Source organism: Stenotrophomonas sp. YJH_SMC_57 (assembly GCF_059369755.1).
The window spans coordinates 346,846-362,496 of sequence record NZ_JCAFSZ010000001.1 but is presented as its reverse complement, the minus strand read 5'-3'; the positions used below and the strand labels follow the sequence as shown (position 1 = coordinate 362,496).

General features: G+C 67.4%; 10 protein-coding genes. 3 read left to right on the top strand and 7 right to left on the bottom strand.

Annotation, left to right across the window (positions count from 1 at the left end; genetic code table 11):
* Positions 1-44 precede the first annotated feature (44 nt).
* Together AC5P7U_RS01565 and AC5P7U_RS01560 are read right to left on the bottom strand one after the other, a co-directional pair.
* A complete protein-coding gene (locus tag AC5P7U_RS01565; protein WP_414555499.1) occupies positions 45-1,013 on the bottom strand; it encodes a FecR domain-containing protein in 969 nt (322 codons plus the stop codon).
* Positions 1,003-1,497 carry a sigma-70 family RNA polymerase sigma factor gene (locus AC5P7U_RS01560; RefSeq protein ID WP_414555497.1) on the bottom strand — a complete coding sequence of 165 codons (495 nt, stop codon included), beginning with the start codon at positions 1,495-1,497 and terminating at the stop codon, positions 1,003-1,005. The genes AC5P7U_RS01565 and AC5P7U_RS01560 overlap by 11 nt, the downstream gene beginning before the upstream one ends.
* A 252-nt stretch (positions 1,498-1,749) precedes the next feature.
* Here AC5P7U_RS01560 and clpB point away from each other — a divergent pair, with 252 nt between their 5' ends.
* Complete coding sequence (clpB, locus tag AC5P7U_RS01555; protein ID WP_197564827.1) at positions 1,750-4,335, top strand: ATP-dependent chaperone ClpB; 2,586 nt, start codon at positions 1,750-1,752, stop codon at positions 4,333-4,335.
* A 72-nt stretch (positions 4,336-4,407) separates the two neighbouring features.
* On the opposite strand, the gene AC5P7U_RS01550 is transcribed toward clpB, so the two are convergent.
* From AC5P7U_RS01550 to AC5P7U_RS01540, 3 genes are all read right to left on the bottom strand, one after another.
* Positions 4,408-5,208: a MipA/OmpV family protein gene (locus AC5P7U_RS01550; RefSeq protein WP_197564828.1), complete on the bottom strand. Its 801-nt coding sequence runs from the start codon at positions 5,206-5,208 to the stop codon at positions 4,408-4,410.
* Positions 5,209-5,348: 140 nt separating this feature from the next.
* Positions 5,349-6,638, bottom strand: a complete 1,290-nt coding sequence (locus tag AC5P7U_RS01545; RefSeq protein WP_414555494.1) for an ATP-binding protein — start codon at positions 6,636-6,638, stop codon at positions 5,349-5,351.
* On the bottom strand, positions 6,635-7,372 hold the full coding sequence (locus AC5P7U_RS01540) for a winged helix-turn-helix domain-containing protein (protein ID WP_414555492.1): 738 nt from the start codon (positions 7,370-7,372) through the stop codon (positions 6,635-6,637). Before AC5P7U_RS01540 ends, AC5P7U_RS01545 begins: the two co-directional genes overlap by 4 nt.
* 182 nt (positions 7,373-7,554) lie before the next feature.
* Here AC5P7U_RS01540 and AC5P7U_RS01535 point away from each other — a divergent pair, with 182 nt between their 5' ends.
* On the top strand, positions 7,555-8,841 hold the full coding sequence (locus tag AC5P7U_RS01535) for an O-acetylhomoserine aminocarboxypropyltransferase/cysteine synthase family protein (RefSeq protein WP_312561400.1): 1,287 nt from the start codon (positions 7,555-7,557) through the stop codon (positions 8,839-8,841).
* A gap of 283 nt (positions 8,842-9,124) precedes the next feature.
* On the opposite strand, the gene ybaL is transcribed toward AC5P7U_RS01535, so the two are convergent.
* Together ybaL and AC5P7U_RS01525 are read right to left on the bottom strand one after the other, a co-directional pair.
* Complete coding sequence (gene ybaL / locus AC5P7U_RS01530) at positions 9,125-10,822, bottom strand: YbaL family putative K(+) efflux transporter (RefSeq protein ID WP_049456805.1); 1,698 nt, start codon at positions 10,820-10,822, stop codon at positions 9,125-9,127.
* A 200-nt stretch (positions 10,823-11,022) separates the two neighbouring features.
* The gene (locus AC5P7U_RS01525) at positions 11,023-13,410 is read right to left on the bottom strand and encodes a TonB-dependent receptor plug domain-containing protein (RefSeq protein WP_006438466.1); all 2,388 of its coding nucleotides are present in this window, start codon (positions 13,408-13,410) and stop codon (positions 11,023-11,025) included.
* A gap of 336 nt (positions 13,411-13,746) precedes the next feature.
* On the opposite strand from AC5P7U_RS01525, the gene AC5P7U_RS01520 reads away from it, so the two are divergent.
* Positions 13,747-15,612: an ABC-F family ATP-binding cassette domain-containing protein gene (locus AC5P7U_RS01520; RefSeq protein WP_006438468.1), complete on the top strand. Its 1,866-nt coding sequence runs from the start codon at positions 13,747-13,749 to the stop codon at positions 15,610-15,612.
* Positions 15,613-15,651: the final 39 nt, after the last annotated feature.

Below are 15,651 nucleotides of genomic sequence, written 5' to 3'. Positions count from 1 at the left end.
AGTGAGGGGTTCATACCCTCTGCCACGCGACGCTCGGAAAAGTGTCAGCCGCGATGTCCCGCAGCCGACACGTGGATCCACAGCCCCTGCTCGATCCGAAGCGCATGGGTGGCGGCAAGCATCGACAGGCTGCGTTGCAGGTCGTCCAGCGGGAATGCGCCGGACACCGGCAGGCCGGCGATGCGCGGATCCACGCGCATCCAGCGGTGCTGGTAGCGCCCCAGCTCCTGCAAGACCTGCTGCAGCGGCATTGCATCGGCGACCAGCATGCCCCGGACCCACGCGTCAGCGCCGGGTGGCGCAGGCATGGGCCGTGGCAGCCGGGTCAGGTTCCAGCGCACCTGCTGCCCGGCGTCGACCTGGCGCTGTTGACCCGGCGTGGAGATCCGCACCGCGCCGCGCTGAACCACCAGCAGGGCGTCGTTCCCGAACAGGCGCACGCTGAAACGGGTGCCAAGTGCCTGCAGCGTGCCGTAGGGGGTCGTAACCCGGAACGGCCTTGCCGGGCATTGGGGATCAGCGGCTGTCTCCACCAGCATCTGCCCATGCCGCAGCCGCAGAAGGCGCGCATGTGCATCGAATGCGATGTCGACCGCAGTGCTGGTATCCAGGTGCAGCACACTGCCATCGTCCAGCACCTGCTGGGCGCGCTCGCCCACGGCCGTGCGCGCACTGGCATCCCACGCTGCGTCGTCCAACAACCGCCAGGCCAGCCATCCACCGAGTGGCGCCACCAGCAGAGCGGCGACGCTGCGCAGTACGGCGCGGCGCCCAGCCGACGCGGGCGGCTGCAGGGTGCGCTGGGCCAGCGCTGTAGGCACCTGAGCGGTCAGCGCCAACAGACGTTCCGCGCGCTGCCAGGCGTGGGCGTGTGCCGGATCGGCATCGTGCCAGCGTTGCCATTGCGCGCGCTGCGCCGCGCTGTCGTCCTCGTGCAGGCGCATCAGCCAGTCGGCGGCCTGTTCCAATACGCGCGGCGGAAGGGCCGGTGCGGCGGCGGTCTCAGCCGGCATGCGCCAGGCAGTCCATCAGCGCCCGCTTCATGTGCCGCTTCACCGTCGACAGTGACAGCCCCAGCTGTTCGCTGATGGCCTCATAGCGCAGCCCATCGAACTGCGCCAGCATGAACACCCGGCGTGCCATCGCGGGCAGACCGTCGAGCATCGCGTCGATCTGTTGCAGGGCCTCACGCACCAGCGCCTGTTCCTCCAGCGAGGGCAGCACCGGCTCTGGAAACTGCGCCAGGTACTCCAGGTAGGCGCGCTCCAGTACCTGGCGCCGGAACCAGTTGGCGGCCAGCCCGCGCGCAATGGTGGTCAGGAAGGCACGCGGCTCGCGCAGCGCGGCCAGGTCGCGGCCCTGCAGCAGTCGCGCGAAGGTGTCCTGGGTGAGGTCATCGGCCACATCACGATTGCCTACGCGACTGCTCAGCCAACCCTGCAGCCAGGCCCGGTGATCGCGGTACAGCACGCCCAGTTGTTCGTGGTGGGGAGGCATGAAGGAGACGCGCGGCGCTGATCGAAATGAGAATGATTCGCAAGTATGGCATCCGTGATGCGCCGATTCCAGTGCTACGCGCGCACTGGCTTGCGCAGGATCAACGCGGCGGCAACATGCGGTGCGGCATGCTGGCCGCGGGCTGACTGGCCTCCGGATGCAGTCGCAGTCACCCTTGAAACCGGGTGGGGCAACCGCATCTTTCCAGCATCGCCGGCAGTGGCCGGCCCTGATCACCGATGAGGTTCTGCAATGCGGATGGACAAGCTCACCTCGCGTTTCCAGCAGGCGCTGGCAGACGCACAGTCGCTGGCCGTGGGCCGCGACAACAGCATCATCGAACCGGTTCACCTGTTCAGTGCGCTGCTGGACCAGCAGGGCGGCAGCACGCGCCCGCTGCTGGCCCAGGCCGGCGTGAACGTGCCGGTGCTGCGCGAGCGCCTGACCGAGGCGCTGGATGCACTGCCCAAGGTGTCCGGCCAGGCTGGCAACGTCTCGATGGGCAACGACCTGGGGCGGCTGCTGAACCAGACCGACAAGCTGGCCCAGCAGCACGGCGATGCCTTCATCGCCAGCGAGTGGTTCGTGCTGGCCGCGCTGGAAGACAGCGGCACGCTGGGCATGGCGCTGCGCGCCGCCGGTGCCGACAAGGCGCGCCTGCAGACCGCCATCGACAAGCTGCGTGGCGGCGAGAACGTGCAGTCGGAGAATGCCGAAGAGCAGCGGCAGGCGCTGGAGAAGTACACCATCGACCTGACCGCGCGTGCCGAGAGCGGCAAGCTCGATCCAGTGATCGGTCGCGACGAGGAGATACGCCGCACCATCCAGGTGCTGCAGCGCCGGACCAAGAACAACCCGGTGCTGATCGGCGAACCCGGCGTGGGCAAGACCGCCATCGTCGAGGGCCTGGCCCAGCGCATCATCAACGACGAAGTGCCCGAGGGCCTGCGCGGCAAGCGCGTGCTGTCGCTGGACATGGGCGCGTTGATCGCCGGTGCCAAGTTCCGCGGTGAATTCGAGGAGCGCCTGAAGGGTGTGCTCAACGACCTGGCCAAGAGCGAAGGGCAGATCATCCTGTTCATCGACGAGCTGCACACCATGGTCGGCGCCGGCAAGGCCGACGGCGCGATGGATGCCGGCAACATGCTGAAGCCTGCGCTCGCACGCGGCGAGCTGCACTGCGTAGGTGCCACTACGCTGGATGAGTACCGCAAGTACATTGAAAAGGACGCCGCGCTGGAGCGCCGCTTCCAGAAGGTGTTCGTGGGCGAGCCGTCGGTGGAAGACACCATCGCCATCCTGCGCGGGCTGAAGGAGAAGTACGCCGTTCACCACGGCGTGGAAATCACCGATCCGGCCATCGTGGCCGCCGCCACGCTGTCCAACCGCTACATCACCGATCGCCAGCTGCCAGACAAGGCCATCGATCTGATGGACGAGGCGGCGTCGCGCCTGCGCATGGAAATCGACTCCAAGCCGGAGGAACTGGATCGCCTGGAACGTCGTGTGATCCAGCTGAAGATCCAGCGCGAGATGCTGAAGAAGGAAAAGGACGAGGCTTCGCGGCAGCGCCTGGCCGATCTGGAAAACGACATCGAGGCGCTGGAGCGCGAGTTCTCCGATCTCAATGAAATCTGGAAGTCGGAGAAGGCCGCGCTGCAGGGTGCAACCAAGATCAAGGAGCAGGTCGAGCAGGCCAAGCTGGAGCTGGAATCGGCGCAGCGCCGCCAGGATTTCGCCAGGATGAGCGAGATCCAGTACGGCCTGCTGCCGCAGCTGGAAAAGCAGCTGGCCGCTGCCCAGGAAGCCGAGCACAAGGACTTCAAGCTGGTGCAGGACCGGGTCACCGACGAGGAGATCGCCGAGGTCGTGTCGCGCTGGACCGGCATTCCGGTCAACAAGATGCTCGAAGGCGAGCGCGACAAGCTGCTGCGCATGGAAGAGGTGCTGCACAACCGCGTGGTCGGCCAGGAGGAAGCGATCAAGGTCGTCTCCGATGCGGTGCGCCGTTCGCGTGCCGGCCTGTCCGATCCGAACCGGCCGGCCGGCTCGTTCCTGTTCCTCGGCCCGACCGGCGTGGGCAAGACCGAGCTGTGCAAGTCGCTGGCCGAATTCCTGTTCGACAGTGCCGACGCGATGATCCGCATCGACATGAGCGAGTTCATGGAGAAGCACAGCGTCGCCCGCCTGATCGGTGCCCCTCCGGGCTACGTGGGTTACGAAGAGGGTGGTTACCTGACCGAGGCGGTGCGCCGCCGTCCGTATTCGCTGATCCTGCTGGACGAAGTGGAGAAGGCGCATCCGGATGTGTTCAACATCCTGCTGCAGGTGCTGGACGATGGCCGCCTGACCGATGGCCAGGGCCGCACCGTGGACTTCCGCAACACCGTCATCGTGATGACCTCGAACCTGGGCTCGCACCAGATCCAGGACATGAGCGCTGATGACAGCCCGGAGGCCTACACGCAGATGAAGGCGGCGGTGATGGGCGTGGTGCAGGCGCACTTCCGCCCGGAGTTCATCAACCGCCTGGACGACATCGTGGTGTTCCACCCGCTGGACAAGCAGCAGATCAAGCAGATCGCGCGCATCCAGATGCGTGGCCTGGAAAAGCGCCTGGCCGAGCGCGGCTTGAAGCTGGAGGTGTCCGATGCTGCGTTCGACCTGCTGGGCAACGTCGGCTTCGATCCGGTGTATGGCGCGCGTCCGCTGAAGCGCGCGATCCAGGCACAGCTGGAAAATCCGCTGGCGCAGAAGATCCTGTCCGGCGCCTTCGTCAACGGTGACACCATTGAAGTCGGCAACGACGGCGGCCACCTGGTGTTCGCCAAGGCGTGAGTCCATCGGGGCGCTGCCTGAGCGCAGCGCCCCGTTTCCCGTGAGCAACGCCGGGCCGGGCCCGGCCCGCCCTTAGAAGCGGTGCGTGTACCCGCTCATCAGGCCGAACTGGTTCGGCTTCTGCACGATCGGGCTGTCGGCGGCGTCGCCGAGCAGGCGCGTGCCTTCGGCCGAGATGTACCAGTTGCCATTGCGGCCCACGCGATGGCTCCATTTCAGGCCGAGGCCGGCGCTCACCAGGCCGGCCTTCGGCGTGTGCTGGGCAAAGCCGGTCCGCGCGGCCTGCTCCGGGCTGACGCCGTACCAGGTCTGCATGTAGCCGCGGTTGCCATACTCGGTGGAGACGCTGCCGCTGACCACGCCACCGGCCAGGTCGAACAGCGGAAGGGCCAGGCTCAGGTGCATCTGCTGGGTGGCCAGGCCGTTGTCGCCGCGGTCTTCGTCCTTGCGCGTGAATTGCCAGGTGCCGCTCAGCACGGCTTCTCCCAGCGTATAACCCGCCGAAAGGCCGACCAGGGGACGGGTACGGATATCACCCATGCCGCGCAGGAAGTCGGAACCGCCGAGAGCGGAGTCCTTGTCACGGCGGCTGCCGCTGGCGCCGATGTAGGCGCGCACGTGGGTATGCTCGCCAATGGCCGTGCCCCAGCCGATGCCACTGGTGCCCAGAAACCAGCCGCCGGGTGACCGGGCGTCGAAGGACAGCATGGGCGAGGCCTGGAAGTCCTTGCTGCCGCTGTAGCGCGGGGTCACGCCGGCACCGGCGGCGACTTCGAAGGTCCAGTGGTCATCCTTGGCATGGGCAATCGGGGCAGCGAACAGCGGCAGCAGGGCCACGCAGAGCAGGGACGGGGTACGGTGACGCTGGGACATGGGCACTCTCGACAATGGGAGGGATGCAGCGCGCGCATCCGGCGCGCGCTGCAGGGTCGACAGCGTGGCGATTGGCCGTCGACTGATCCGTCCGCAGTTGTGCGGGAGTTGTAAGCAACTGTAATCACGCCTGTTGGCGTTCAGCTGGCAGCCAGCGGCCAGTGCATTTCCAGGCGAGCGCCGCCCAGCGTGGCGCGGCTGATGCGCAGTTCGCCACCGTGACGCGCCGCGATGCGGTTGACGATGGCCAGGCCCAGGCCGAAACCACCGGTATCGCGGCTGCGACTGTCATCCAGCCGGGTGAACGGGCGCATCACTTTTTCGCGGTCGGCCTCGGCGATACCGGGGCCGTCGTCATCCACGCGCAGGCAGGCGCGGCCGCCAACGCCTACCAGCGACACCTCCACCTGCGAACGCGCGTGGCGCAGCGCGTTGCCCACGAGGTTGCTTAGTGCCAACTGCAGCAGGCGCGGTTCGGCATCCACCCGCGGCAGCGCGCTGGGCTGCACCTGCAGTACCAGGCCCGCACGTTCGGCGTCGCGGCGCGCATCGGCCAGGCAGGCCTGCAGCCAGTCGTTGGCCTCGATGCGCTGCAGCGGCTCTCCTGCACTGGGGTGCTCCAGGCGTTCATAGGCCAGCAGTTCGCTCACCAGCCGGTTGAGTTCGGCCAGGTCGCCGTGCAGCCCCTGCGCCAGATTTGCGCGACGTGCGCGATCGTCGCTGTCCTGCATCAGGTCCAGCCCGAACGCCACGCGTGCAATCGGCGTGCGCAGTTCATGCGAGATCGCGTGGGTCAGGTCACGCTGGCGCTGCACCAGCTCGGCCACGCGCGCGGCCATGCGGTTGGAATGGTCGACGATGACCCGGATCTGTGAGCGCGGCGACACCTGCGCCCGCGCCTGCAGGTCGCCGGCGCCGATGCGGTCGGCATGCAGGCGCAGCGCTTCCAGGTCGCGCCACAGCAGGCGGACCCAGGCATACAGGCAGGCCCCGACCAGCAGCAGGATGCTGAGGTAGGCGGCGATGGACATGTAGGTGGTCATCAGCACCTCGCCGGGCAGGCGCAGGTGCAGCCAGCGGCCGCTGGCAGCTTCGATGGGCAACAGGATCTGCTGGTAATGATCGCGGACGATGAAGCCCTGTGCCTGCAGATGGGCCTGCTCCTGCGCGTCGAGCACGGGAGGCGTCTCCAGCAGGGTCAGCGCGATGCCATAGTGGGGTTGCCACTCTTGCACGCGCGCGCGCTGCTGTGCAGCGTCCAGGCCGGCCAGCCCAGTGCGCAGGGCATACACCTGCCCGCGCACCTGCTCGGCGAACACACGATCCTGTACCGGCAGGTAGATGCCGTCCAGGATGTGGTTGAGGACGAACACCGACACCAGGAAACAGGCACTGGTGACGAACCACAACCACAGGAACAGGCGCTTCATGCTGACCAGGCCGAGGGATTGAACTGGTAGCCGCGGCCCCACACGGTCTTGAGCCGCCGGGGTTCGCGTGCGTCGTCGCCAAGCTTGCGGCGCAGCTTGCCGATGCTGACATCGACGCTGCGGTCCAGCCCATCGAAGCCGATGCCGCGCACCGCCTGCAGGATCTGGTCGCGCGACAGGATCTGCCCCGGCCGGCTGGCCAGCAGCCACAGAATCTCGAATTCGGTTGTGCCCAGTTCCACCGGCTGACCATGCAGGTGTACTTCGCGCTGCATGCGGTCGATCAACAGTTCACCATGCATCAACCGGCACGGCGTACCGGAAGTGCTGCTGCCATGACGGCGGCGCAGCAGGGCGCGCAGGCGGGCCAGCAGCAGGCGTGGTTCAACCGGCTTGTGCACGTAGTCGTCGGCGCCCGATTCCAGCCCCAGTACCTGCTCGATATCGTCCTCGCAGGCGGTCAGCATCAGGATCGGCACATCGGAAAAGCTGCGGATCTGCCGGCACACATCGATGCCGCCCAGGCCCGGCAGCATCAGGTCCAGCACCACCAGTTCCGGTGCATGCTGGCGGCACGCCGCGCCGGCCAGGTCGCCGCGGGCAACGTGCTGCACGGCAAAGCCATGTTCGCGCAGATAGTCGCTGACCAGCTCGGCCAGGCGGCGATCGTCTTCCACCAGCAGGACCGGGGTCGGCGCGCCGCTGGCGGCGGGTGTCCAGGGAGAGGGCTGCATGCGTATTGGGCCTCCATGCCCGGGCAGGATCGCCCGGCGGCGAAGCCTAGCAACGGGCCATGACGGCTGCCTGAATCGCGGCCAACCTGATAACCGGCGGTATGGGCGTCATCGCCAGCGGCTTTCAGCAGGTGGCCGCGCTTGGCCTATGTTGGCGGTTTCCCCGGATGGAGCCTGGTGCAATGAGCGACCCGCAGTGGCAACTGGAAACCCTGGCCGTGCACGGCGGCTACCGTCCCGACCCGACCACCCGCGCGGTAGCGGTGCCGATCTACCAGACCGTGGCCTATGCCTTCGATGACACCCAGCACGGTGCCGACCTGTTCGACCTGAAGGTGCCGGGCAACATCTACACGCGCATCATGAACCCCACCACCGACGTGCTGGAGCAACGCCTGGCCGCGCTGGAAGGCGGTATCGGCGCATTGGCACTGGCCTCGGGGCAGGCCGCGATCACCTACGCGATCCAGACCATCGCCGAGGCCGGTGACAACATTGTTGCGTCCAGCGCGCTGTACGGTGGCAGCCTCAACCTGCTGGCGCACACGCTGCCGCAGTACGGCATCCAGGCGCGCTTCGCTGATCCGGCCGATCCTGCAGCGTTCGCCGGTCTGATCGACGAGCGCACCAAGGCGGTGTTCGTCGAGTCGATCGGCAACCCGCGGGGCAACGTCACCGATATCGCCGCGATCGCCGAAGTCGCTCACGCGGCAGGCGTGCCGTTGATCGTCGACAACACCGTGGCCACGCCGTTCCTGCTGCGCCCGTTCGAGCACGGTGCCGACATCGTGGTGCACTCGCTGACCAAGTACCTGGGCGGCCATGGCAACAGCCTCGGCGGCGCGATCGTCGATTCCGGTCGCTTCGACTGGGCGGCGCAGCCCCAGCGCTTCGCCCGCCTCAACCAGCCCGACCCGAGCTACCACGGTGTGGTCTACACCGAAGCGCTGGGGCCGGCCGCCTACATCGGCCGCGCGCGGGTGGTGCCGCTGCGCAACACCGGCGCGGCGTTGTCGCCGTTCAATGCGTTCCTGATCCTGCAGGGTATCGAGACCCTGGCCCTGCGCATGGAGCGCATCAATGCCAATGCGCTGGCTGTGGCGCAGTTCCTGAAATCGCACGCCAAGGTGGCCTGGGTACGCTACGCCGGGTTGGCCGACGACCCCGAGCATGCTGCCGCACAGCGCTATCTGCGCGGACACGGCTCGGGCGTGCTGACCTTCGGCCTGCCGGGCGGCCGCGAAGCCGGCGCGCGCTTCCTCGATGCGCTGAAACTGTTCACGCGTCTGGTCAACCTGGGCGATGCGAAGTCACTGGCCACCCATCCCGCCTCGACCACCCATCGCCAGCTGGACGCGGCCGAACTGGCCAAGGCCGGGGTCAGCGAAGACACCGTGCGGCTGTCGATCGGCATCGAGCACATCGGCGACCTGCGCGCCGACCTGGAGCAGGCATTGGCCAACGCCTGATAGCCACGCGCTTGGTGCATATCGCCACCGGCGATCACCACCGGCCGCGCGATGCGCTACGGTGGAACTGCCTCTCCAAGGCAGTGGCAACGTGGCGATCCAGATCCCCGGTCGATGCGGGTCGACCGGGGATTTTTTTGTGCCGCCGTGTCGACCAAGGTCGACACCCACCAACAGCAACTGGACCCACCCCGCCATCCCACGGGATGTCAGCTTCTGCTTTTGCCGTTGCCGTTGCCGTTGCTTCGGCAGGTGCAGGGCTGCAAGCCCTGCCGCACTCCCCTCACACCACCGGAATGCTGTGCTGCCCCAGGTTCCGGTACGGCGGCGTGGACATGATCATCTCCGCCAGCGAATAGGCCAGCTCGCGCTCGGCCATCACCGTGCCATCGGCACCGTGTTCCAGCAGATGCTTCACTTCGGCATCGCTGTGCGCACGCGCCAGCAGGGTCAGGTCGGGATTGATCGCGCGCAGCTTGGCCAGCGCCTCGCCGGCTTCCAGCGGTTGCGGAATCGCCAGCACCGCGATCTTCGCGCGCTCCGGGTGGGCCTCGGCCAGCACCCGATCAGCGGCGGCACTGCCACGGATCGCCGCCAGGCCCTTGGCGTGGGCCTGCTCGACGTGCTCCTTGTTGTCATCGATCACCAGCACCGGCACGCCACGGTCGCGCAGCACCTGCGCCAGTTCGCTGCCGACCCGGCCGTAACCGATCACGATGGCGTGGTCATGCAGGTCCCGGGACGGGCCAGTGGCTTCTTCCGGCTCGGGCGGCTGTGGCAACTGCTCCTGCTTGGCCTGCCAGCGGTCCAGCAGGCCGAACACCAGCGGGTTGAGCATGATCGAGACCAGCGCACCGGCCAGCACCAGCGACTGGCCTTCCTTCGGCAGGATCTGCAGCGCCACGCCGAGGCCGGCGATGATGAAGGCGAATTCGCCGATCTGCGCCAGGCTGGCCGAGATGGTCAGCGCGGTGCTGGTCGGGTGGCCGAAGGCGCGCACGATGAAGAATGCCGCCGCTGACTTGCCGAACATGATGATCAGCACCGTGGCCAGGACCTGCCACGGGTGTTGGATGAGGATGTTCGGGTCGAACAGCATGCCCACCGAGACGAAGAACAGCACCGCGAACGCATCACGCAGCGGCAGCGAATCATGCGCAGCCTTGTGGCTCAGTTCCGATTCGTTGAGCAGCATGCCGGCGAAGAACGCGCCCAGCGCGAATGAAACGCCGAACAGCATCGCCGAGCCGAACGCCACGCCCAGCGCGATCGCCAGCACCGACAACGTGAACAGTTCGCGCGAACCGGTGCCGGCAATGCGTTCCAGGATCCACGGAATGACCCGGCGCCCGACCACAAGCATCACCGCCACGAACAGGCCCAGCTGCACGAAGGTCCAGCCGATATCGGCCAGAACGCTGCCCAGCGAGTGCGATTCCTTGGCCGCGTCGGGGCCGAACACGCCGGCCATCACCGGCATCATCACCAGTGCCAGCACACAGGCCAGGTCTTCCACGATCAGCCAGCCGACCGCGATCTTGCCGCGCATGGTTTCCAGCAGGCGGCGTTCCTCCATGGCCCGCAGCAGAACCACGGTACTGGCGGTGGCCAGTGAGAATCCGAAGATGACGCCATGGATGGCGGGCCAGCCCATCAGCGAGGCCACACCCCAGCCGAGCAGGGTGGCCACCGCGATCTGGCCGATGGCGCCGGGAATGGCGATGGCCTTGACCGCCATCAGGTCCTTCAGCGAGAAGTGCAGGCCGACGCCGAACATCAGCAGCATCACGCCCAGTTCGGCCAGCTGGTTGGCCAGCGCCTGGTCGGCGACGAAGCCGGGGGTGAACGGGCCTACACAGATGCCAGCAACCAGATAACCGACCAGCGGAGACAAGCGCAGCTTGTTGGCCAGCGCGCCGAAGATGAAGGCGAGCCCCAGGCCAACGGCCACGATGTTGATCAGGTCGGTGTCATGGTGCATCGGCTCTCGCAGAAATCGGGGGGATGTCCCGATTTTCACCGATGAGGCCAGATACGGCAAACCCGCCGGCCACATGCTGTGGCCGGCGGGTTTGCCCACGCATTTCTCCTCTACCCCCGCCTTCGGCGCGCCCCTTCAACACGAAGGGGCTTTCCTCCAGATGCGGCGAGGGGTTGCCGGCCAGCGGCCGGCACTACCGCTTACCAGGTGTACTTGATGCGGCCGTAGACATACGCGCCGTTGAAGCCGAACGGCGAGTAGTTGCTGTAGGGCAGCATGCCGAAGGTGGAGTTCTGCAGGTCTTCGGTGCGGTCCGGGTACTTGTCCAGCAGGTTGTCCGCGCCCACGGTCAGGGTCCAGTTGCTGCTCGGCTTGTAGCTGGCCGAGGCATCCACCACCCAGGCGTCGCCGTAGGTCTGGTCACGCAGCGCGGTGGCCGAGTTGCGCACGGTGAATTTGCCGTAGCGGGTTGCGGCCAGGCCCAGTTCCCAGTGGTCCGAACGCCAGGTGCCGCTCAGGATCGCCTTGTCGCGCGGGTAGCTGTCTTCGATGCGGCCGATTTCATCGCGGCCGATCAGCGACTGGGTCAGGCCCAGCGTGCCGAATACTGCCGGGGTGCCGCCGACGCGACGCACTTCGGTGTCGTTGTAGCTGTAGGCCGCGGTCAGTTCCAGGCTGCTGGCTGCGAACGGGACGGTGTAGCTGGACACGAAGTCGACACCCCGGGTGCGCGTATCCAGGCCGTTGGTGAAGTACGAGAACGCGGTCACCTGCGGCAGGCCGAGGCTGGTCAGCAGGGCGCTGCTGGCGGCGTTGGTGGTGATGCTGGACGACAGCGCGATGCGGTCATCGATGTCGATCTGGTACGCGTCGACGGTGATGTACAGGCGGTCGACCGGCTGCAGCACCAGGCCCAGGCTGTAGGAGGTGGAGGTCTCGGCCTTCAGCGGTGAGGCGCCCAGTGCCTGCGCAGCCGCGCTGGTGGTCGGGAACGTGCCGCGTTCGACGAACACGCCGTTGGTGAACTGGCTGGTGACTGCCTGGTAGCCCTGCTGCGCCAGCGACGGTGCACGGAAGCCGCTGGAGGCGGTTGCCCGCAGCGCGACCTTGTCGGTGAACGCATAGCGCGCCGACAGCTTGCCGGAGAAACGGTCGCCGAAGTCCGAGTAGTCCTCGTAGCGGCCGGTGATGCCGGCCGAGAACTTCTCGGTCAGGTCCGCTTCCAGGCCGGCGTAGACCGCGTAGTTGTGGCGGTCGGCATGCACTTCATTGGTCGGGGTGAAGCCGCCGAAGCCCTGCGCGCCACTGCCGGTGTACGAGCTCAGCTCACCGGGGTTCTGGTCCCACTTCTCCTTGCGGTACTCACCGCCGAAGGACAGCGTGACCGGATAGGCCAGGCCCCAGTCCAGCGACTTGGTCAGGTCGGCGTTGAAGATGTCCTGCTGGTACTTCAGCGTACCGTCGTAGAACGAGCGCGGGCTGGTCGCACCCAGGCTGTAGTTGATGCTGTTGCGGGTGTGGAAGTCCAGGGTGTTCTCGCCATGGTTCAGGCTCAGGTCCCAGGTCCAGCCGTTGTCGGTGTTGCCCTTGACCCCGGCCACCAGCGAGCGGTCCTTGGAGTACTGGTTGATCTCCGGCACGAAGCCGTCCGGGTAGGTCTGCGCCAGCAGCGCGCTCTGCCCGTTGTGGTTGCGCGAGCGGTAGAACGCGAACGAGGTGATGTCGCGGTTGCTCAGCAGCGCGCTGGCGTAGCCGGTCACGTGATCGCTGAAGTCGAAGCTGGCGTTGGCCGAGGCGGCGGTGGCATCCACGCGCGGGTCGCCGACGATGAAGGTGGTCTGGCCGATGCTGGGGAAATTGCCGGTGTTGGGAGTGGTGCCGCGGTACGGGCCGGCGCGGTTGCTCTCGTCCTGCTGGCTGATCTGGCCGGCCACGTGCACGCGGCCACGGCCGTTGCCGAACTCGACGCCAGTGTCGCCGGACAGCTGGTACTTGTTGCCGTCACCGGCCGAGTACTGGCCGTAGTCCACCGCCAGGCTGCCGCCGCGGCCGCTGCCCTTGAGCACGATGTTGATGACGCCGGCGATGGCGTCCGAGCCGTACTGCGCCGAAGCGCCGTCACGCAGCACTTCCACCCGTTCGATGGCGGCGATCGGGATCGCGTTGATGTCCACCGCCGACGAACCACGGCCGATGCTGCCGTTGACGTTGATCATCGCCGAGGTATGGCGGCGCTTGCCGTTGACCAGCACCAGCACCTGGTCCGGCGACAGGCCGCGCAGCTGCGCGGGGCGCACGCCGCTGGTGCCGTCGGTCAGGGCCGGGCGCGGGAAGTTCAGCGAGGGCAGGGCGCGCGACAGCGCGGTGGCCAGTTCACCGGTGCCGGTGGACTGCAGGATTTCCGGGGTGATGATGTCGATCGGCGACTGTGATTCGGCGACCGTGCGGTCGGCCACGCGGGTGCCGGTGACGATCACCGTGTCCAGGGTGTTGGCGGCGGTGCCGGCCTGCTGGGCAGCGGCGACGAACGGAGAGCCACCGAGTGCGACAGCGACGGCGGCGGCGATCAGGCGGGTCTTGCGGGTCATCGGGATGGGGCTCCGGTTGGCGGGGGTGGCACCGGAATCGACATCACGGGGGTGAGGCGGACGGCGGTTGTTGCGGTGCGCAAGGCAGGAATTAACGGGATATTCAGTGGCTGTCAAATGCCGGTCATCGAGAAAAACGTTGCAGCAGCAACCATTTAGCTCTCACAGGCACAGGCGGGGAGGGGAGCCCGGGAGGCGCGCGGCGAGGACGTGGGAGAGAGGAACGTCGGCCGCCGCGCATCCCGGGACGCGTCAAGTATTCGTTAACGCTAGAATTGCGTCGCAGGAACAGTGCTCACCAGCACATTCCATCCGGTTATATGGACCCCTCCCCCGATGATTTCCCTTCGTAATTTCGCCTTGCGCCGCGGCGAGCGGCTGCTGTTGTCCAATGTCGACCTGACCCTGCACGCCGGTTACCGGGTGGGTGTGGTCGGCCGCAACGGTGCTGGCAAGTCCAGCCTGTTCGCGGCGGTGAAGGGCGAGCTGGAGGCGGACAAGGGCGACGTCGACCTGCCCGGCAAGGTGCGCATCGCCAGCGTGGCCCAGGAAACGCCGTCACTGCCCGATCCGGCGCTGAGCTTCGTGCTGGGCGGTGACATCGAGGTGGCCGCGGTGCTGGCTGCCGAGGCCGACGCCACCGCCCGCGAGGACTGGGAAGCGGTCGCTGAGGCGCATACGAAGATGGCCGAGCTCAACGCCTACGACGCCGAAGCGCGCGCCGGCAAGCTGCTGCACGGCCTCGGCTTCCCGGCCGAGACCCACCACCGCGCGGTGTCCTCGTTCTCCGGCGGCTGGCGCGTGCGCCTGAACCTGGCCAGGGCGCTGATGATGCCCAGCGACCTGCTGCTGCTGGACGAACCGACCAACCATCTGGATCTGGACGCGGTGTACTGGCTGGAACAGTGGCTGCTGAAGTACCCGGGCACCCTGCTGCTGATCTCGCATGACCGCGAGTTCCTCGACAACGTGGCCACCCATACCCTGCACCTGCACGGTGGCGGCGCCAAGCTCTACCCGGGCGGCTACACCGATTTCGAGCGCCAGCGCGCCGAACAGCTGCGCCAGCAGCAGATCGCGCACGAGAAGGAACAGGCCGAACGCGCCCACCTGCAGAGCTTCATCGACCGGTTCAAGGCGCAGGCCAGCAAGGCCGCGCAGGCACAGAGCCGCATGAAGCGCCTGGCCAAGCTGGCCGGTACCGAAGCGGTGCGTGCCGAGCGCGAGTTCCGCATCGAGTTCGCGCCGCCGGCCAAGCTGCCGTTCTCGCTGATCCGCCTGAATCACGTCGAGGCCGGCTACGGCAAGGACGCGGTGATCCTGCACAACGTCGGCTTCGGCCTGGAAGCGGGCCAGCGCATCGGCCTGCTCGGCCCGAACGGCGCCGGCAAGACCACGCTGGTGAAGACCCTGGTGGGCGAACTGGCGCCGATCGTCGGCGAGCGCATGGCCCACCCGGACCTGAAGATCGGCTACTTCGCCCAGCACACGGTGGAGTCGCTGCACGAAGGCCAGTCGCCGATGGAGCACTTCCGCGAGATCGCGCCGGATGCACCGAACCAGTCGTTCCGCGATTTCCTCGGCAAGTGGAACTTCCCCGGCGACCGCGCGTTCGAGCCGGTCGATGGCTTCTCCGGCGGCGAGCGCGCGCGCCTGGCACTGGCACTGATCGCCTGGCAGCAGCCGAACGTGCTGCTGCTGGACGAACCGACCAACCACCTCGACCTGGAAATGCGCGAAGCGCTGGCCGAAGCACTGGCGACCTTCGAGGGCGCGATCGTGATGGTCTCGCATGACCGCCACCTGATCGGCCTGGTCTGCGATACCTACTGGCGCGTGGCCGATGGCGTGGTCGAGCCGTTCGACGGCGACCTCGATGCCTACGCCGCGTGGCTGCGTACCCGCCCGCAGGCGCAGGGCACCAAGGCACGCATGGAGCAGGTGGAAGAGCCGGTGGTGGTCAAGACCGCACCGGTGGCGCAGGTGGTGCAGAAGAAGCCGGTGAACCCGCACAAGCTGGCCGCCGCCGAAGCCAAGGTGGCCGAACTGGAAGGTGCGCTGGCCGAACTGGACCGCCAGCTGGCCGACCCGGCCAACTACGCCGATGCCACGCGCATGGCGGTGATCGGTCGTGACCGCGAAACCGCGGCCGCGCAGCTGGAAAAGGCCGAAGCGGCGTGGATGGAGCTGCTGGAGTCCTGACCGGTAGTGCCGGCCGCTGGCCGGCAGCGCGGGGCGCCC